Source organism: Pseudodesulfovibrio tunisiensis, assembly GCF_022809775.1.
Taxonomy (GTDB): domain Bacteria; phylum Desulfobacterota; class Desulfovibrionia; order Desulfovibrionales; family Desulfovibrionaceae; genus Pseudodesulfovibrio; species Pseudodesulfovibrio tunisiensis.
In genome coordinates this window covers 1,995,582-2,014,280 of record NZ_CP094380.1, presented here as the reverse complement: position 1 = coordinate 2,014,280, position 18,699 = coordinate 1,995,582, and the positions used below count along the sequence as shown (strand labels likewise).

18 protein-coding genes and 1 tRNA gene are annotated in these 18,699 nt (G+C 59.6%); 2 read left to right on the top strand and 17 right to left on the bottom strand.

Translation table 11 applies throughout. The features are described 5' to 3' along the window. Positions 1-2 precede the first annotated feature (2 nt). The 3 genes from MPN23_RS09905 to MPN23_RS17215 all read right to left on the bottom strand — a co-directional run bounded on the left by MPN23_RS09905 (position 3) and on the right by MPN23_RS17215 (position 3,942). Positions 3-1,700, bottom strand: a complete 1,698-nt coding sequence (locus tag MPN23_RS09905; protein WP_243544045.1) for a flagellar hook-length control protein FliK — start codon at positions 1,698-1,700, stop codon at positions 3-5. Between the two features lie 114 nt (positions 1,701-1,814). Further along, the gene (locus MPN23_RS09900; RefSeq protein ID WP_341540069.1) at positions 1,815-3,233 is read right to left on the bottom strand and encodes a glycosyltransferase family 9 protein; all 1,419 of its coding nucleotides are present in this window, start codon (positions 3,231-3,233) and stop codon (positions 1,815-1,817) included. Between the two features lie 19 nt (positions 3,234-3,252). Then, entirely contained in the window at positions 3,253-3,942 is a 690-nt protein-coding gene (locus MPN23_RS17215; protein ID WP_481374253.1) for a glycosyltransferase family protein, read from the bottom strand. A 135-nt stretch (positions 3,943-4,077) separates the two neighbouring features. On the opposite strand from MPN23_RS17215, the gene MPN23_RS09885 reads away from it, so the two are divergent. Then, the gene (locus MPN23_RS09885) at positions 4,078-4,482 is read left to right on the top strand and encodes a hypothetical protein (protein WP_243547425.1); all 405 of its coding nucleotides are present in this window, start codon (positions 4,078-4,080) and stop codon (positions 4,480-4,482) included. A gap of 441 nt (positions 4,483-4,923) precedes the next feature. Here MPN23_RS09885 and MPN23_RS09880 read toward each other — a convergent pair whose 3' ends face one another. From MPN23_RS09880 to MPN23_RS09865, 4 genes are all read right to left on the bottom strand, one after another. Then, positions 4,924-5,772 (bottom strand): glycine betaine ABC transporter substrate-binding protein, encoded by an 849-nt coding sequence (locus tag MPN23_RS09880; RefSeq protein WP_243544044.1) that lies wholly within the window; start codon positions 5,770-5,772, stop codon positions 4,924-4,926. A gap of 25 nt (positions 5,773-5,797) precedes the next feature. Further along, complete coding sequence (locus MPN23_RS09875) at positions 5,798-6,634, bottom strand: ABC transporter permease (RefSeq protein ID WP_243544043.1); 837 nt, start codon at positions 6,632-6,634, stop codon at positions 5,798-5,800. 1 nt (position 6,635) lies between these two features. Then, complete coding sequence (locus tag MPN23_RS09870; RefSeq protein ID WP_243544042.1) at positions 6,636-7,826, bottom strand: quaternary amine ABC transporter ATP-binding protein; 1,191 nt, start codon at positions 7,824-7,826, stop codon at positions 6,636-6,638. Positions 7,827-8,162: 336 nt separating this feature from the next. Then, positions 8,163-8,681, bottom strand: a complete 519-nt coding sequence (locus MPN23_RS09865; RefSeq protein WP_243544041.1) for a hypothetical protein — start codon at positions 8,679-8,681, stop codon at positions 8,163-8,165. Positions 8,682-8,710: 29 nt separating this feature from the next. Here MPN23_RS09865 and MPN23_RS09860 point away from each other — a divergent pair, with 29 nt between their 5' ends. Next, positions 8,711-9,667, top strand: a complete 957-nt coding sequence (locus MPN23_RS09860; RefSeq protein ID WP_243544040.1) for an AEC family transporter — start codon at positions 8,711-8,713, stop codon at positions 9,665-9,667. Between the two features lie 215 nt (positions 9,668-9,882). Here MPN23_RS09860 and dtd read toward each other — a convergent pair whose 3' ends face one another. The 10 genes from dtd to MPN23_RS09810 form a co-directional block, all read right to left on the bottom strand. Beyond that, positions 9,883-10,347, bottom strand: coding sequence for a D-aminoacyl-tRNA deacylase (gene dtd / locus MPN23_RS09855; RefSeq protein ID WP_243544039.1), 465 nt, complete (start codon positions 10,345-10,347; stop codon positions 9,883-9,885). 2 nt (positions 10,348-10,349) lie between these two features. Further along, the gene (gene queD / locus MPN23_RS09850; protein WP_243544038.1) at positions 10,350-10,733 is read right to left on the bottom strand and encodes a 6-carboxytetrahydropterin synthase QueD; all 384 of its coding nucleotides are present in this window, start codon (positions 10,731-10,733) and stop codon (positions 10,350-10,352) included. 10 nt (positions 10,734-10,743) lie between these two features. After that, the gene (locus MPN23_RS09845; protein WP_243544037.1) at positions 10,744-11,091 is read right to left on the bottom strand and encodes a nucleotide pyrophosphohydrolase; all 348 of its coding nucleotides are present in this window, start codon (positions 11,089-11,091) and stop codon (positions 10,744-10,746) included. A 124-nt stretch (positions 11,092-11,215) separates the two neighbouring features. Further along, positions 11,216-12,136 (bottom strand): formate dehydrogenase accessory protein FdhE, encoded by a 921-nt coding sequence (locus tag MPN23_RS09840; protein WP_243544036.1) that lies wholly within the window; start codon positions 12,134-12,136, stop codon positions 11,216-11,218. Positions 12,137-12,240: 104 nt separating this feature from the next. Continuing rightward, the gene (locus MPN23_RS09835; protein WP_243544035.1) at positions 12,241-12,933 is read right to left on the bottom strand and encodes a 4Fe-4S dicluster domain-containing protein; all 693 of its coding nucleotides are present in this window, start codon (positions 12,931-12,933) and stop codon (positions 12,241-12,243) included. Positions 12,934-12,951: 18 nt separating this feature from the next. Further along, positions 12,952-15,990 (bottom strand): formate dehydrogenase-N subunit alpha, encoded by a 3,039-nt coding sequence (fdnG, locus tag MPN23_RS09830; RefSeq protein ID WP_243544034.1) that lies wholly within the window; start codon positions 15,988-15,990, stop codon positions 12,952-12,954. 123 nt (positions 15,991-16,113) lie between these two features. After that, entirely contained in the window at positions 16,114-16,542 is a 429-nt protein-coding gene (locus MPN23_RS09825) for a winged helix-turn-helix domain-containing protein (RefSeq protein ID WP_243544033.1), read from the bottom strand. A 600-nt stretch (positions 16,543-17,142) separates the two neighbouring features. After that, a tRNA-Pro gene (locus MPN23_RS09820) sits at positions 17,143-17,219 on the bottom strand. Between the two features lie 46 nt (positions 17,220-17,265). Then, on the bottom strand, positions 17,266-18,282 hold the full coding sequence (gene amrS, locus MPN23_RS09815) for an AmmeMemoRadiSam system radical SAM enzyme (protein WP_243544032.1): 1,017 nt from the start codon (positions 18,280-18,282) through the stop codon (positions 17,266-17,268). Between the two features lie 19 nt (positions 18,283-18,301). Next, the gene (locus MPN23_RS09810; protein ID WP_243544031.1) at positions 18,302-18,628 is read right to left on the bottom strand and encodes a hypothetical protein; all 327 of its coding nucleotides are present in this window, start codon (positions 18,626-18,628) and stop codon (positions 18,302-18,304) included. Between the last annotated feature and the right edge of the window lie 71 nt (positions 18,629-18,699).

Genomic DNA, 18,699 nt, shown 5'->3' with positions numbered 1-18,699 from the left:
CCTTACGCTACAACGTGCAGTCCGTGTGCGGCATGAATTGCCTGCTCACGTATGGATTGCATATCCTGGGCCACGTCGCCCTGTTCTCCGCGCATGGTGCGGAGGTGGTTGCGCATGAAGGCCAGAGATTCCCGTTCGCGGGCCAGATTGTGCTGCATCTCGCCTTGCCACTGGCTGTTGTCCTGATTGTTGGCCAGCCCGGCCTGCACTTCGAGCTTGTCCACCTTGAGACCCTGTGATTCCAACGTATTGCGGATGGAATCAAGCTGATCGTTGATGAGCTTGGCCGCCTCGTGGTTCTCGGTCCGGATCACCGCGTTCACTTCCTTGTTCTGCACGGAGAGGACGATGCTGAGCTTGCCCAGATTTTCCGGGGTGAGCTGGAGATTGAGCTGCTTGGTGCCGTTGGAAAGATTCTTCAGGAATGCGGATTCCACCTGACGCGCCAGCTTGGGAGCGGTAATTTTTTCCCGTGTCTGAAGCTTGGCATCGGTCTGGGCTCTGGCTTCGGCCAGTTCGCCCTTGAGCACCTGTTCCAGGGATTCGCGGCTTCGGGGCTGTGCGGACTGCTTCGTTGTGTCGTCGGTCCGCAGCCTGTCGAAGAATTCCTTCCATGCCTGCTTCTGTTCGTCGGCCTCGGAATCCTGCTTCCCGGCTGCCGGATTGGGATCGACCTCTGCGGATCTGCGGGCCATCATGCCCGGAGCCTGCTGCTCGCGCTTGTCCGCGGCCTGATTGAAGTCCCGATGGGCGTCGGCCTTGGCTTCGCTGCCTTCGGTCCTCGGCCTGAGGTCCACGGCCTCGCCCAGATCCCTGGCTACCGAGGAACCCTGCGTGGTCTCGTCAACGGCCTTGGCCAGTTCCCTGCCCACGGAGCGGATCAGCTTCATGTCCTTCCGGTCGGCGCGGGCCATGTCCTTGCGCAGGGCCGTGAAGGCTTCCTTGATGTCCTTGGGCAGGGTCTGCTGTCCCAGAAGTTCCTTCATGCGCGCGGCCAGTTCCTTGGACGCGTTCAGGGAGGCCACGAATGCCTCGACTTCGCCCTTTGCCAGAAACAGGGGCTGATCCTGAGGCATGGCATCGAGTTTGGCCTGCATCGCGGCCATGACCTTGCCGGTTTCGCCGTTTTGCAGCTGGTTGATCAGCTTGGCGCTTTCCTGCTTGTTGAAGCCGAATCTGGAAAAAAAGGAATCGAGTTCCCTGACTTGATCGTCGGTCAGGGAAACCTTGCGCATGTCGGCCATCTTTTGAGCAAGCGTCTGGACGAATTCGCCCCACGTCATGCCCTTTTCGCCCGACACCCTGTTTTCCAGTTCCTTTATCTCCTCGTCGCTCAGGCCGTATTCCTTGAGATCGTCCTTGAGTTCGTCGAACTCCTCTTCGGTCATCTTCCGCTCGCGGCCGGGCATTTCCCTGTCCTCCTGCTCAACGGCTTCATGCGCCGGGCGCAGGACTGTGGAGTCCTCTTCATCTTCGCGTGTTGCGGCGGCGGAAGCCGAGGCCGAGGCCGGGGCCTTTTCCGCCATGCGTTCGGTATGGGACAGGGGGGCAAGGGACAATTCCTCATCCACGAGTTCGGAATGCCGTTCGAACAGGGCCGCAAACATGTCCCCGCTGTTTCCTTCGGAAATCCGGGAATTCGATTTGGCTGCCTTGAACTGTTCGACGACGTCTTCGGCTATGGCGGGAATATTCTGCATGCTTCACTCCTTCGGTCCCTTTTCAATCAAGGAACGTGCCAAAGTGAAACTGCTTTGAAATCAGTGAGTTGTTTTTTCGGAGGTGGGATTTTCTTGCCGGGACAGGGAAGAGGATCAGGATTGGCGAGCCAGTTCCGAGAGCACTTCCAGCAGGCTTGCGGCATGCGCCCATGCCTTTGGAGCATAGTCCTGATTGGGCAGAAACATCTGAATGAAGCCGGTGAAGGGAGCGAGCTCCCGGGGCGCGTTGGTTCGGAAATTCGCGCTCAGAGGGCTGCGCGACGCAAGGTGTCGGCTGAAAATCGATCCCAGTTCAGGCAGGTGTTCGGTCATGGTTTCCACGGCATCGGGAAAGGCCGTTCCCAGATCATGCCAGGCGCGGGCAACACTTTCCCTGTTCTCAAGGGAAAAGGCATGCCGAAAAAATGCGGCCCAGAAGTTTCCGGTCATGTCGCCGCGAGTGGGGGACTGGTCCCCGCACGGGTGCAGGCGGTAGAGCCCCTGATCCGTGCGGGCGGACTGGAACAGCCGCAGTCCCGGAATTCGCATTCTGCCGAGTTTGTCGGCCTCCGCGCCCAAGGCCGCGCGTGCGGCCAGAGCCGCTATCCGCCCGGGAACGAACGGGTCGTGGCAGTGCAGGCGATCTCTGGTGCAGCTCCAGCATCCCTCGGCGCATTCCATGTCCGGCCGGAGCACGAAGTGGCCGGGCTGGTACGGGCCGGTTTCCCACGGGCTGACATTGCCCATGCTCAGGTTCAGGCATTTGAGTCCGGTCCAGGCGGCAAGGTGCATGGGGCCGGTGTCCGGGGTGATGAACAGGCACAGTGTCTGGCCCACGATGGCGAATTCGTCCAGACCGAGTTTGCCGCAGAGATCGAGCACGGGCACGTTGGCCATGAGCGCCACTTCCCGGCCCAGTTCGATTTCGGCCGGGCCGCCGAAAAGCACGGGACGCAATCCCCGGTTCAGGAGCTCGCGTACCAGTTCGGCCCAGAATTGCGGGGTCGGACGTTTGGCCTGTTCGCTGGCTCCGAGAAAAAGTCCGATGCGGTTCTGGCCCGGAGGCAGGGTGCGCGGCGGATCGAATGCGGTTTTCGCCATGATTTCGGGCGGTACCGAATCCAGAGCATTGAGGTCGGCCCAGTGAAAGCGGTTGTAGCGGTTGTTGTCCACCAGTCCGGTGCGGTAGAGCTGCCAGTTGCCGAGCACGCGGCGCACGTTGTTCGGGCTCATGACAGGGCCGATTGCGGTTTCCGCGTCCACGTCGTGGGCCAGTCGTGCGGCCTGATCCCGGATGCTGAGATTGATGACGGTATGGAAATGCTTTCCCTTGAGAACGTGGACCCCGTCCCATGGTATGTAGGTGGCTTTCGGGGACAGGCGCATGAGCGGTTCGTAGAACATGCGCTCGGCCACCACCATGATCTCCCGGTCCGGATGGGTGCGGGCGAGCCAGAGGAGCAGCGGATAGGTGAGAATGAGATCGCCCATTCGCTGCATCTGGAGAACAAGGATGGGGCGGCTGTTCAGCACGGCGTTTCCCCCGGGCCGGTCAGGCAAAGGTTTCCCGCATGGCTTCCATGAGCGTCACCATGCGGTGGTCGTAGGTATGTTCGGCCAGAATGCGTTTGCGTGCGGCCCGGGTCACGCTTTCGCGGCGGTCGGGCGCATTCAGGTACATGTCCACCAGCGCCGGAATTTCGTCCTCGGTCCTGTAGAACACGATTTCCCTTTCCGGTTCGAACAGGTTTTCGACCTGAGCGCGGTGGTCCGTGATCAGGAATGCGCCGCAGCACGGCACGTCGAACACGCGCTGGTTCACGGCTCCCTTCATCTGTCGGCTGGTGCAGTTGAAGTTCACGGCGCTGGCCGGATAGAAGTCCGGCAGGTCGTCGTAATAGGAGAGTTCCGGGTGATAGCGCCAGCCCTCGCGTCCGGCGAGCAGGTCGTTCCAGCCCGGATCGCCCACTATCAGGGGATTGAAATCCAGAATGTGCAGCACGCAGTTCAGCCGGTACATGAGCGTGGACTGCCATGTGACGAATGTTTCGTAGGCGAGCTTGCGTTCCCGGGTGTCCAGTTCCTCGAAGTCCGCAAGCAGCTCGGGAAATTCCCTGCGGATGTAGCGGCTGACCGAACGCTCCCCGGATTCTCCGAATCCCCGGGCAAGGAGCGGTCCTGCCTGCGCCAGTCTGGGACCCGGGTCCGCGGCGCGCAGTCGGGCCACAGTCTTGGCCAGCATGGAGTTGCCGACAAAGGAGATGTCCGCATGCCACTCCCGGGGCGCGGTCCGTTTGCCGGGCGCGAGCCGGGTGGGATCCGAGGCAAGGGGAGGAGGTAGCGCACGTGGCGGAACCCGGCTTCCCGGAGCGGGGCAATGGCGTCCGAGTCCCACGTGAAGAGCATGGTCCGGCCATGGTCGTGTCCGGTGTACATGCCGAGGATCAGGTCGGGATTGTCCACGAACCAGGAGGCCAGAGGCACGTCGAACTGGTCCAGAAGCGTGGTGAGCACGCCTTCCCGGTCCACGCCCAGATGGTTGACGGTCAGCACGAAGTCGGGCCGGAAGGATGTGAGCACATCCAGCATTCTGGCCACGAACACATCCAGATTCATTTCCCTGGTGCCGAGGTCCAGAAGCATGTGCTCCACTTCCAGCCGTTCGCATGCGGCCTTGAGTTCGCCCATGAGAAAGTACTGGCTGGTCAGCAGCAGTATGCGCGGTCGTGATGCCCGGAATTTCGGCCAGTTGGCAGGAGAGTCAATCATGTCCATGATGTAGCGGCACCCTGCGACTTTGTCCATAGCAGGCTGCGCAAAACGGTGATCTCTCGGCATTGGGAATTTTCAATGGCCGGATGGACAGCCGGGCAATCCGGATGCGGCGCAAGGCCGAAAACGAGAAAGGCTCCCGAGGGTGTCCCCGGAAGCCTGATTTCTCGTTGCATCGCAAAAGAAGGTAAGGATGCTTTTTACTAAGCAGGGAGCGTGCCAATTCCTGAAAGTTCTGTTTAAATATTTTTATATCCTTGTGTTCCAGTGTGTTGACTACTCGACGGCGAGCCCGGGGAGGGTGGGGGAAATGGAGTGCACGGTTCAGGAATTTTGACGAGCCGGTTGCGGGCCGGAAGGACGGTACAAACTTTTCAACCGCGAAAAACAGGCGGCCCCCGGAAAACGATTTTCCGAGGGCCGTCACTTGAAGGGATGATAAGGGAAAGGGTTATTTCAGCCAGGAATCAACCTGTTCCTTGTTTTCCCGGATGAATTTTTTGGCGTTTTCATACGGATCGGCGCCTTCTTCCTGATTCCAGGCCATGACCATCTGAAGCTGGTTCACGTCCTTCCAATGGAATTTGTCGAGGAAGGAATAGACATCGGGGTGATCTTCCTTGAGGCCGAGACGCACCACGGTATTGATGGTTTCGGCCTTGCCCAGAGTGCCCTTGGGGTCATCAAGGTATTTCACGTTCCAGCGGCCGAACAGCCAATGCGGTGACCAGGCCGTGACAACAACCCATTCGTTGCGCTTGATGGCCATGCCGAGGCTGGCGGTCATGGTCGCGCCGGAGCCTTCCATGAGTTCCATGTCGTCAAGCTTGTAGTCCTCGAGGGCCTTTTCGGACAGGCGCATGATGCCTGCACCCGGATCGATGCCGATGACGCGGCCCTTGAATTTGTCGGCGTACCTGTTCAGGTCGGCAATGGAATCCACGGTCACGTAATCGGGGACAGCCCAGCCAAGACGAGCACCGGTCACGTTCGGGCCGAGGTCGATGACCTTGTCCTTCATGCGTTCCAGATAGTCGGCCTGCGTGTTGGGCAGCCATGCGGATGCCATGCCGTCGACATCGCCGGTGGCAGTGGCCTGCCACATCACGGCGGCGGCAACGGGCAGGATTTCCACGTCATAGCCCATGCGTTCCTGAAGCACGGCCTTGACCACGTTCGTGGTGGCCGTGGAGCAGGACCATTCCACGTAGGCGATCTTGATCTTGTCCTTGGCAAACGCGGGGACGGCAAGGGTGGCGATGAGTGCTGCCACCATGAGTCCGGTCAGAATCCGTTTCATGCTCTTCTCCTTGTGTCGTCTTTGGTTACTGCTTTCGGGGTGTGCCCATTTTCTGGAGCACGCGATCCATGATCATGGCCACGATGACAATGCCGATGCCCGCCTCGAAGCCATGGCCCATCTGGAGGCGCTGAATGGCTTTCCAGACTTCGCCGCCAAGGCCCTTTGCGCCGATCATGGCCGCGATCACGACCATGGACAGGGCAAGCATGATGGTCTGGTTCACGCCGGCCATGATGGTCGGGGTGGCCAGGGGCAGTTCCAGCTTGAAAAGTCGCTGCCAGCGAGTGGAGCCGAATGCGTCGGCGCATTCCACCAGTTCCTTGGGCACCTGCTTGATGCCCAGACAGGTCAGTCGGATGGCCGGGGGCATGGCGAAAATGACTGTGGAAAAGATGGCCGCCACCTTGCCCAGACCGAAGAACGGGATGGCCGGAATCAGATAGACGAAGGCGGGCATGGTCTGCATCACGTCCAGCACGGGCATCACGGTCCGGTTCGCGTAGCGGTTCATGGCCGCGAGTATGCCGGTGGGCACGCCGATGAGCAGGGCGACCAGAGTGGCGACGATGACCAATGCAATGGTGCTGACCGTGGCCTTCCACAGTCCCATGTTCCAGATGAGCAGAAGTCCGGCCACGGAAAAGATGCCGACCCTGCGGCTGCGGGCCAGTCTCCATGCCATGACACCCACGATGATCGTGAACAGCCACGGGGGCATGGCGAGCATGGTGGCTTCGACCATGTCCAGTCCGGCTTCAAGCACTGCGGCAAACGCCTTGGTGGCGAAGGAGCAGTGATCCACCAGAAAATTTATCAGACCCTCAATGGCGTCACCGACGGGTATGCGAGGTATGTCCATGCTAGTTGCCTCCCCTTTCGGCCAGGGCACCGATCAGTGATCCCCTGACAATGACGCCCTTGAATCGGTTGTCGTCGTCCACCACCCCGAGCGGATAGGTGATGTCCTGCATGATGACGAACAGGTCCTGAGCCGGAGTGTCCATGTGCACGGTCTTGCAGCCCGTGCATACGGCCTCCCTGAGGTCGCGTTTGCCCTGCTCGACGAGCCGGGCGCAATCCTGGGCGCTGACAACGCCCATGAGCCTGCGGTGTTCGTCCAGTACGAACAGGCTGGAAATGCTGTTCTTGCGCATCTTGCGCAGTGCGGCTCTGGGACCGTCCGTCTTGAGGTAGCCTACGGCCTCGGATTTTTTCATCACGGATTCCGCGGTCAGGACCTTGGTGATGTCCACGTCCTCCACGAAGCGGCTGACATAGTCGTCGGCAGGGGAGGTGAGAATGTCCTCCGGCGTGCCGACCTGCACGATTTCCCCGTCCTTCATCAGGATGATGCGGTCGCCGAGTTTCAGCGCCTCGTCCAGATCATGGCTGATGAACAGGATGGTCTTGTGCATGCGTTCCTGAAGATTGATGAGCTCGTCCTGCATGTCGCGGCGGATGAGCGGGTCAAGGGCGCTGAAGGCCTCGTCCATGAGCAGGATGTCCGGATCGAGCGCCAGGGCCCGGGCAAGGCCCACGCGCTGCTGCATGCCGCCGGAGAGCTGTCCGGGCATGGACTCCTCCCAGCCTGCAAGTCCGACGAGATCAAGGGCTTCGTAGGCCTTTTCGCGGCGAACGGACGGATCGACGCCCTGGATTTCCAGGCCGTATTCCGTGTTCTGACAAACCGTGCGATGCGGGAACAGGGCGAAATTCTGAAACACCATGCCCAGCTTTTCCTGCCTGAGCTTGCGCAGCCCTTCCCGGTCGAGTTTGGTGACGTCGGTTCCGTCGATGAACACGCTGCCGCGGGTGGGGTTGATGAGCCTGTTGATGCAGCGGACCAGCGTGGACTTTCCGCTGCCGGACAAGCCCATGACCACCACGATTTCCCCTTCCTCCACGGTAAAGGAGACGTTGTTCACGCCCACGCCGTGCCTTGTCTTTTCCTTGACCTCATCCTTTGCCATGCCCTTTTCGAGCATGGGGATGACTTTGGCCGGTTGAGGACCAAAGATTTTGTAAAGATTCTCTACTTTGATTTTATCCATGCGTACTCCGGTAAATGTGACGGGACTCCGCTCTCGCCCGGAGGGACGGGAGCGGTCGAAAAAACAGCTATCGCGCTGATGGGGTGTCAGAACAGGGGCACCCGTTCGCGCAACCCCCAGGGGATGCTCGGTCCGGATTGCCCCGAGGTGGGCGCATTTTCGGTATGTATAGTGAAAATACTAATAACAGCCGTTTTTCGATGCATTGACGAAAAGCAACAATAGTCAACAGATGTTGTTACAGTTGTCTTGTCTGTAGTAAGGCAAATCAACATGATGTAACGCCGTTTTTATGCGGCCAGAATATTATATACTGACGAAATCAGAAATTCGCATTCAGAATGAGCGAAAATGACGACCGCAGATTGATGAAATCGTTGCTGAGAGGAAAATATAATAGATGCAGAAAACAAATTTGTCAAATGCGTACTGTTTTGGCGTGAATACCATGTGAAAAACAGGTTGTTTGAAAATGAAGCATTGCCTAGAGCTCAAAGGGTTTGCCGGGATTTTTGCGGCGATAAAAAAGCGTGTTCGCGATAACGTTGAGTCGAGGGGCGCGGAAATTTTTTTTCGGGCAGCGAAACCGCCTTTTCGAAGCGCTGATTTTCGGCCCGATCCTGCACGAAGGATCGTATCTTTTTCGTTCTTCGCACGACTGTGTGAGGAAGAAATGTTGCATTGTGACGATGCAAAGGCTGGACATTCACAAGGGAGAGGCATATTCCGGTTTTCGCAGTGGTTGTTTGATTGATCAATCAATTCTTGAAAATTAATGAAAACAGCCTGATAAGAATCTGCTCCGGCTGAGACGGTTTGATGCCGGATATGTTTTTCCTTTTCAGATGGCGGCATGCTCGCCGCAGTATTCGAGGTTTGTTGCAATGTTGATGACGGTTGTTTCCACGCTTCTGCCGTTGTTTCTCATGGTGTTGGGTGGATGGTATGCACAGCGCAGGGGGATTCTTGCGGACGGCAGTGCGGCCGCCCTGAATGATTTCGTGTATTATTTCGCCTTGCCCGCGCTGATTTTCGTTTCCCTGGCCACTACGCCCATCAGCGAGATTTTCCAGTTCCGTTTCATCGCCGGATTCACGCTGGCCATGTTCGCTTCCTATATCCTCATGTTTCTGGTTTCCGCCATTTTCTTCAAGGCGCATCATACGGAAAGCTGCCTGCGCTCCACGTCGGCCAGCTATCCGAACTGCGCGTATCTCGGGTTCCCGATCATCCTGTCCCTGTTTCACGGCAGCCGGGAGGCGTATGTCGCGTCCACGCTGGCCGTGCTGGTGCCCACGCTCATCGTCATGCTGGTCGTGGCCGAGTTCGAGATGCATCGCAGCGAGAACAAGTCCCTGTTGCGCATCATGGGCAACGTGACCCTGACCATGCTGAAGACTCCGGTCATTTCGTGCGCCTTTCTGGGCATCGCGTTTTCCCTGTGCGGTCTGACCATGCCGGAATTTCTGGCCAACGGTCTGCGCAGTTTCGGCATGGCCTCGATCCCCTGTGCCCTGTTCGCGGTGGGCATGCTCATGTGCGGGCTGGAATCGGACCTGAAGATTCGCAACATCCTGTCCGTGAATCTGGTCAAGATCGTGATTCATCCGATTCTGGCCGCCGTGTTTCTGCTGCTGTTCGACGTGTCCGGCAAGATGCTGCTCATGGGCATCCTGCTGGCCGGAATGCCTACGGCCGCGCTGGCCTGCGTGTTTTCGCAGGTCTACAACACCTGCGAGTCCGAGACCTCGGCCACGGTGTTTCTGTCCATGCTTCTCTATGTTCCCACATTCTCGATCACGTTGATGGTGGCTGACGGGTTCGGGCTTGTGGTCGGATAGCGGACTGCCCCACGTGGCAATCTGCTGGCTGCCTTGAAAGTGCAAACCGGCGCGCACTGCATGTGCGCGCCGGTTTGCACTTTTTCATGGCTGGAACGGGCAGGCTGCGACTGTTCTTTCGCTGTGTCCGTGATGGCCGTTGAATCGCAAGGAAAAAGGCCGCGCGCAGTTCGACTGCGCGCGGCCTTGCTGTTGCATGCTGCGGGGGGAAACCGCTACATCTCGTCGGAATCCAGAAGAATGGTCACCGGGCCCCAGTTGGTGAAGTCCAGAAACATTTCCGCGCCGAATTCGCCGGTGGCGACACTGGCCGGAGCCTTGGCCCGGGCGTCCTCCACGAACCTGTCGAACAGGCCGCGCGCAAGGTCGGGGTGACAGGAATCGGTGAAGGAAGGGCGGCGGCCCTTTTTGCAGTCCGCATGCAGGGTGAACTGGGACACGAGCATGAGGTCGCCCTGCACGTCGTTCAGGCTCAGATTGAACTTGCCGTCCGGGTCCGTGAAGATGCGCAGATTCATGATCTTGTCCAGCATCTTTTCCCAGACCGGGGAGCCGGGCAGGTCTGCCGAGTCGCTTCCCCCGAAGCCCACCAGTGCGAGCAGGCCCGTGCCGATTTCGCCCACGCATTCGTCATTCACCGTGACCGTGGCGCGGGTCACGCGTTGCAGCACGATGCGCATGGCTAGTCCTCTTCCCAGTAGGTGGCCTTGGAGGATTCCTTTTCCGAGACCGACACCCACACCAGCCGGATGTTTTCCGGCATGGCGGGCTTGAGCTCGCGGTACACGAACATGGCGAGGTTTTCGGACGAGGGATTGATCTCGGTGAAGCACTCGACCTCGTTGAGGTGCTTGTGGTCCAGCCGTTCCAATACGCCCTTGGTCAGCCGCTTGAGTTCCTTGAAGTCCATGAGATAGTGCACGCGATCGTCCAGGCGGTCGCCTTCCACGCACACTTCGACTCCGAAGTTGTGGCCGTGCAGATGCTCGCATTTGCCCCCGTAGTTGCGGAGCTGGTGCGAGGCGGAAAAATCCTGGGTAATGGTGAGTCGCCATTTTCCGGGCATGTGTGTTCTCCTAGTATTCGTCTCGGCGTCTGAGCACGCCTTTCACTGTTTCCAGATCGTACTTGCGGGCATTGGCCTCGCATTTCTTCGTGGCCGCGGCAATCAGGTCGATGTCCAGCTCGTCCGCGATGCGGACCAGATAGAGCAGCACGTCGGACATTTCCTCGGCAATGCGCTGCCTGCGTTCAGCACCGGGATTCCGGCTTTCCTCCTGCGTCAGCCACTGGAACAGTTCCGACAGTTCCCCGACCTCTCCGGTCAGGGCCATGGTCAGGTTCTTGGGCGACTGAAAGGGCTGCCAGTCGCGCGCTTCCACAAAGTCGCGCATGGTTCTGGTGAGTTGTTCGAGCGAATCCATGTGTGGTGCCTCCGGCCCCGGAGTATGCCTGTTCCCTGATGCACGTCAACCTCGGGAAAGGCAAGTCCGGCGCGACCTGCGTGCAGGCCGTGCCGGACTCGGGAGAGGATGGAAAATTCGGAAATCAGCTCTTGAACGAGTTCCACGGAGTCCAGAGCAGTGGTTCATAATCCTCTTCCTGCGCCCGGACATCCAGATGCATCAGGGCTATGGGCGCGGCATCCGGGTGGAACGGCTCGATGAATTCCCGTTCGTCCAGACAGACCGAATAGTGCTTGCATTTGTCGCAGACGTAGAAGCGTTCGGTCTCGTCGCCCTCGGCTTCGTAATAGCGCAGGTCGTCCTTTTCCTCGTTGCCGCAGAATACGCACATGTTGCGCTTGTAGCGCCATTCGTGGCCGCAGGTGGAACAGTGCAGCCAGCATTGGCCGCCCTGCGACTTGAGGTACGCGGCCTCGTCCTCGGCAACGGGCGTGGGCCGGAGCATGGAAGCGTCCGGATAGGCGCCGCAGACCGGGCAATGGCCGAAATCCCAGCGGTGTTCCTCGATGGCCCGGGCATAGGGAGCCTGCATCTTTTCCAGAAGAATGCGGGTCACCTGCCCGAGCACGAAATCCAGATGCGGAGCCGGAGTGGAGACCGATTCCAGAATGGCGGAGCGGGCTTCCGCATCATGCAGGGCAAGATGCAGCCACTTGGCGTTTCCCGGCTGTCTGGCCATGTCCAGAGCTGCGAGCACGGAGTCTTCCAGCACCGGGAACGCCGTGGTCAGCGTTGGTCCGAGCTCGGCCAGCGTGGGCACGAAATGCGCTTCCATGTACGCTTTGGGCAGTTCCGTGAGCAGGGGAGCTCCTCCGGCAATCAGGTCCGGGTCGACCCGGATGTCCTGTTTCTCGAATTCGGGCAGGGCGGATCGGATTTCCGCCCGCTTCTGCGCCAGTGATTCAAAGGCGTTCGCAATGTCGGCCAGGTGTGGCCGCTTGTTGCGGATGCGGTCGAAGGAACGGGTGATGTACGCGGTGTTGTTGACGGACTTGGAACTCATGCATGCTCCGGGGGATGGCTGCTGTTTCGGGAAAATCCGCCCCGGACACGGTCCGGGGCGGATTGGTTGTCGGTTTGTCCTACCCTGTCATGGAGGCGTTGGTGTTACGCCAATCCCAGCTTGGGATTCAATCCCACTGGCGACCTGTCGGCCACGAAGACGCCGTATTTCTCCTGCTCCTCCACTACCAGATAGATGACGTTCACGTCACGGTAATCGATGAGCGAGGCCTTGGGCCACTTCTTTTTCACTTCGGCCAGCCGCTTGGTGGCCAGTTCCATCATGTCCTCGGCCTCGCCGAAGTTCATGGTGCCCGTGGGGCAGGTTTTCACGCACATGGGCAGCAGGCCGTTGACCACGCGGTCGTGGCACATATCGCACTTCATGACCTCGCCGGTTTCGTCGTCGCGGCGGGGGATGTTGTACGGACATGCCTCACGCATTTCCTCGAACTGTTCCTTGGTGAGCTGCCTGATCTTGTCCGTGTAGAGCACGGCATTGGTCTTTTCGTCCTGAATGACCGCGCCTTCCACATAGATGTCGGCAACGTCGAGGCAGGGCGGGGCCACGCAATGGCGGCACTGGTCCGGAAAGAAGAACCACTCCACCTTGCCGTCGATCATGTGTTCGCTGAAGCGTACCAGCTTGGGCGTGACCGCGTTCAGGTCCGGGGGATTCTGATGCGTCCCGGTCTGCTTGGTCATGCCGGGCTTCAGCCCCTTCCATTCCTTGCACGCGACCTGGCAACCCCGGCACGCCGTGCATCGAGTCGTATCCACGAAGAATGCTTTCGACATGGCTTTTCCTCCTTTGGGTTATGCCAGTTCCCTGCGCTTGTCGGCCTTGCGGACATTGACCAGCGAAGCCTTGAACTCGGGAATGGTCGTGTTCGGGTCGCCCACGGCCGGAGTCAGGCGGTTGGTTGCGTCGCCGCAGCCCGGGGTGGTCCAGCCGAAGCAGAAGGGCATGCCGATGAGATGCACGGTCTTGCCCTGAATCGTGAACGGGGTGATGCGGATGGTGACCATGGCCACGGCCTCCACCTTGCCCCGGATGCTTTCCACGATTACGGGATCGCCGTTCTCGATGCCCTTTTCCTTTGCCAGTTGCGGACTCATTTCAACATAGAGCTGAGGCTCGGCTTCCAGCAGCACCGGGGTGTTGCGGGTTTCGCCGCCGCCGCACCAGTGTTCCGTCATGCTGTAGGTGGTCAGGACAATGGGGAATCTCGGGTCCGCGTTCTTTGCCAGCTTGTCGGCCGCGCTCTTGGCGACCTTCATGCACGGGTTGTGCATCTGCTTGGAGAACGGATGCTTGGCAACCGGAGTTTCCGCAGGCTCGTAATGCTCGGGGAAGGGGCCTTCCTGACGGCCGGGACCGTACAGCTGGCCGTGGCCTTCCGTGTGCATGATGAACGGGTAGCGGCCCTTGCCAGTGGCAAGAGGCGGCCAGCCGCCGTCGGGCACGTCGCCCACCCACTTCTTGCCGGTCCATTCGATGACCGGTTTTTCCGGGGCATAGGGCTTGCCGGCAGTGTCCACGGATGCGCGGTTGTACAGGATGCGCCGGTTCACGGGCCAGCACCACGAGAAGTTCGGATACAGGCCGATCTTCTTCTGCATGGGCGTCTGGCTCAGATCCCTGCGCTTGGCCTTGCAGCCGTCTTCCTCGGTGTAGCCGCCGCAGTACAGCCAGTTCAGGCTGATGGTGGAGCCGTCCTCCCTGAGCGCGCCAAAGGTCGGCACCTGCTGACCCTTGCGGTACTTTTTGCCCTTGAATTCGGTATCCCTGGTGAACACGCCGTTGATGAGCCGGGCGCGTTCGTCCGCATCGTACTTTTTCGGGTACGTCATCTTGAGGAGAGGTTCCGGGAATGTCCCGCCTTCCTTGGCGTACAGGTCGCGGACGCGGTTGAATATCTGCACGTACATGTCGCCCATGGACCTGGAATCGCCCATGGGGTCCTGCGCCTTGTAATGCCAGAGCTGCCAGCGGCCCGAGTTGGTGATGCTTCCGTCCTTTTCCCCGCGTTGGCAGGAGGGCAGGAGGAAGACTTCGGTCTTGACCTTCTTGGGGTCGACGTCCGGGCGATGCCAGTTGTCCGAGGTCTCGGTGTGGTGCAGTTCGCCCACCACGAGCCAGTCCAGATTGTCGAAGGCCTTGCGTACCTTGTGGGTGTTGGGAACGCTCATGGCCGGGTTGGTGCCGAAGATGAAACCGCCCCGGATTTCGTTCTTGTACATCCTGTCGAACAGGAAGAGGTACGAGTAGTCCTCGCCCGCATCGGCCTTGGGCAGCCACTTGTAGCCGAAGCCGTTGGCTGCGGTGCCGTTGTCGCCGAACCAGCCCTTGAGCAGGCTGACCATGTACTTGGGCTTGTTCTGCCACCAGTTGGCGCTGAGCGGATCATTGCTCTTGGGCGTGGTCGCCTTGACATAGGCGTCCAGATCCTTCCAGTTGGCCTTGGGCATGGGCAGGTAGCCGGGCAGCAGATGGTACAGGATGCAATGGTCGGTGGACCCCTGCACGTTGGGTTCGCCGCGCAGGGCGTTGATGCCGCCGCCAGCCACGCCGATGTTGCCCAGCAGAAGCTGGATGATGGCGCTGGTGCGGATGTTCTGCACGCCCACGGTATGCTGGGTCCAGCCAAGGGCGTACATCACGGTTCCGGCCTTGTCCGGCGCGCCCGTGGCTGCAAAGGTCTTGTAGACCTTGAGCAGCTGTTCCTGCGGAACGCCGGTGATGTCGGAAACCTTGTCCAGCGTGTAGCGGGAATAGTGCTTCTTCATGAGCTGGAGCACGCACCGCTCATGCTTGAGGGACTTGTCCCGCTTGGGAACGCCGTTTTCGTCGGTCTCGAATTTCCAGGCCGACTTGTCGTAGGCCCGCTTGTCCGCATCGTAGCCAGCGAAAAGGCCGTCATTGAATTCGAAATCCTTGCCCACGATGAACGCGGCGTTGGTGTAATTGGCCACGTATTCGTGGAAGAATTTCCTGTTTTCCAGAATGTAGTGAATCATGCCGCCCATGAACGGAATGTCCGTGCCCGAGCGGAGGGGGACATGGAAATCGGATCGGGCGGAAGTGCGCGAGAACTTCGGGTCCACGTGCATGACCGTGGCGCCCTTGTCCTTGGCCCGCAGGACCCATTTGAAGGAGATGGGATGGTGCTCTGCGGCATTGCTGCCCATGATCAGAATGGAGTCGGCATTGCCGATGTCGCACCAGTGATTCGTCATAGCGCCGCGTCCGAACGACTCTGCCAGAGCCGCAACAGTAGCGCTGTGTCAGATACGTGCCTGATGATCGAAGTGCACGAGGCCAAGGCCCCGGACACCCTGATGCACCACTGTACACTCCTCGTTGTCCATCTGCGACGTGCCGAGGTGGAAAATGGATTCCACGCGGTTCACTTCCTCGTTGCGGTCGTTGAAGCGCTTGAAATCGGCGTCGCGGGTTTCCTTGATGCGCCTGGCCATGCGGTCGAGCGTCCAATCCCAGCTTTTTTCCTCCCACTTGTCGCTGTAGGGGGCCCGGTACAGGGGTTTTTGCAACCGATGCTCGCTGTTGTGCATGGAGAGCATGGCCGCGCCCTTGGCGCAGAGCGCGCCTTCGCTGACCGGATAGTCCGGGTCGCCTTCGGTGCTGACGATCTTGCCGTTCTTGACGTGCGCGATGAAGTGGCACGACACCGCACAGTACGGACAGATCGAAATGACTTCCTTGGCTCCGGCGATTTTCAGGCCCGCAGCATGTGCGCGGACCGGCTCGAGATCAAACCCGAGCTGCGCCAGGGGCACACTCGCCAGACTTGCGCCCGCGAGCTTCAGAAATCCCCTTCGTGACCATTCCATGAAAAAACCTCCTTGCTGTGGTTGCCCGGCCGGGGGACGGGCCGGGCCGCGTCTTCCGACAGCCGGGTCCCCCCATGGGAGACCCGGCGAAAAGAGTGTTGCGGTGCGCCAAGGCCGAGGCCCTCATTTTCGGGACTTCTCGAAACGTTCTATGGTTTCGTAGGAGAAGATTTCCCGGGCGTGGCGCACTGCGTCCCGCTCGACTTTTTCGAACCATTCCGAGTAGCTGGCAACGAGCTGCATGCCCGCATCCGAGAGCTGGTAGCCCCGGCGGTCGCTGCCGCGCTTTTCCAGCAGTTCCACGCCGAGGGCCTGTTCGCTCTGCTTGATCTTGCCCCAGGCCGCCCTGTAGGACATGCCGAGTTTTTCGGCTGCCTTTTTCAGGGACCCGTGGCGCGCCACGCCGTCCAGAAGCATCATTCGGCCCGCGCCGAACAACACCCCGTCATCGTTTTCCAGCCAGATGTGCAGCCGCACCGTGGGGGTGCGTTCCGGAAGCTCCACATTTTCCGGCGGAAGGGAATGGTCCGTGATCTTCCAATCCTTTTTCACGCCATCTCCGGTTGTTGTGTCCGGATTCATCCATGCCCTGCGCAGGAACGGACATTTGGATAATTATGTCTGTTCAGACATAATTCCGTACGCGACTCATTGCGCATTCCCGGCAGTCGCTCAATCTCGTTTTAATTGATCGAGGTTTGGCACCTTGAATGAAATGAAATCCTGCAATGACGAGTGGTTGCTGGCGTCATTTCAGGATGGTTCATGAGAGGCAGACAAACCCCCCTCGTCGTGGTAGGAAATCCCGACAGACCGCACGGGACAACGGTTTGTGACAAATTGGAAAGGACTGTGTGCTTAGTTTAACACAGATGCAGGAAGGGAAAAAAGTGGGGGCGTTTGGCGCGTGCCCCCGTTCCGGTAACGCAGTCCGCTGAATGTGCGGCCCGCAGGAGGCGAGAGTCCATCCTCGCCAGCAGCGTCTCCGGCGCTTGTTATGCTTCTGAGGTAGTGGGAAAGTGTCGTCCGAGTCAATTGGCAGAAGGAAAAAATAACGTGAGGGGGAAAACGAAGGGATTTTTCGAATGAGGTGAGAAATGGTCCATGAAAAAAGGCAACGGACGCATGGTGCATTCGTTGCCTTGATTTTTCTGGTCGGGGCGGAGAGATTTGAACTCCCGGCATCCTGCTCCCAAAGCAGGCGCGCTGCCAGACTGCGCCACGCCCCGTGGACGAGGTTATCTACGTCAATCCGTTGGCGAACGCAAGATGTTGTCAGCCCATGCCGATGCCGGCGATTTTTGCGCCGCAATGTGTGCAGGCGCCCTGCCGGATTTCCTTGCGGCCCGAGGAAAAACCGTGGCGTTCGATGAGCGCACGGCCGCAGCCCGGGCAGATCGTGGACGAGAAGTCCGAGCCCGGCACGTTGCCGATGTACACGTATTTCAGGCCGTGCTTCAGGCCGATGTCGCGGGCTGTTTCCAGACTCGTGACCGATGTGGGCGCGCGGTCCGTCATCCGGTAGTCCGGATGGAAGCGCGACAGATGCCACGGGGTTTCCGTGCCCAGTTCCCCGGCGATGAATCCGGCAATGCCCTCGATGCTCTTCGCGTCGTCGTTGCCCTCCGGGATGAGCAGGGTCGTGACCTCCAGCCACCAGCCAAGCCTGCGGATGTGGCGCAGGTTGTCCAGCACCGGCTTGAGCTTTGCGCCGCACGTCTCCCTGTAGAACTGTTCGGTGAATCCCTTGAGGTCCACGTTGATCGCGTCGATGTGCGGACCGAGCATGTCCAGACATTCCGGGCTCATGAACCCGTTGGAAACCATGATGTTCTTCAGCTTGTTCTCATGTGCGACCTTCGCGGTCTCCAGCATCATCTCGAAGAATATCGTGGGCTCGGAATAGGTGTAGGAAATGCTGGCCGAGCCGGACCGGAGCGCGCCCTGAACCAGTTCCTCGGGCGTGTACTGCTCGCCGCGCACGTCCATGCCCTGCCTTGGCGGCTGGGAAAGGCTGTAGTTCTGACAGAATCTGCAGGACAGGTTGCAGCCCATGGCCGCAAAGGAAAACGTCCGCGTGCCGGGCAGAAAATGATACAGGGGTTTCTTTTCCACCGGGTCCACGTTCAGGGCCGCCACCTTGCCGTAGGTCAGGGAATGCAGCGTGCCGTCGCGGTTCTCCCGGACCCCGCATTTGCCGCGTTTGCCCGCCATGATCACGCAGAAATGCGAACACAGATGACATTGCACCTTCCGTCCCTTCAGCGGTTTCCAAAGCATGGCTTCGCGCATGGCTGCTCCTCGGGGATCGTCATTCCCCCGGATTCTGGGTGTCGGTCTTGTCCTTCGGCCACTTGGTGTCCGGGTCCACGGTGATGATGATCTTGTCGTACCAGTCGGTTTCCGGCTCCCTGGGGCGCGACTTCAGAATCGTGGTGGAGTCCCCGGTCCCCTCGTCCTTGCCAAAGGTCGTGGTGGCCGTGTCCTCGCCCTGATCCGTGCCCCAGGTATAGGTGTTCCGCTGCTTGGCCGTGTCCTTGTTCTCGAACTTGGAACCGGCCTGCGTGGCCGGGACCGTCAGAAAAAGGGCCAGAGCCGCGAACAGGGCGACCGTGAAAAATCGTGAAGAGGTGTGCATGGTTGCCTCCGTGGACTGCGGAAGAGTATTCCGCGCCGTGCATGCAGTATAATCCATCCTCGCAAGGATGC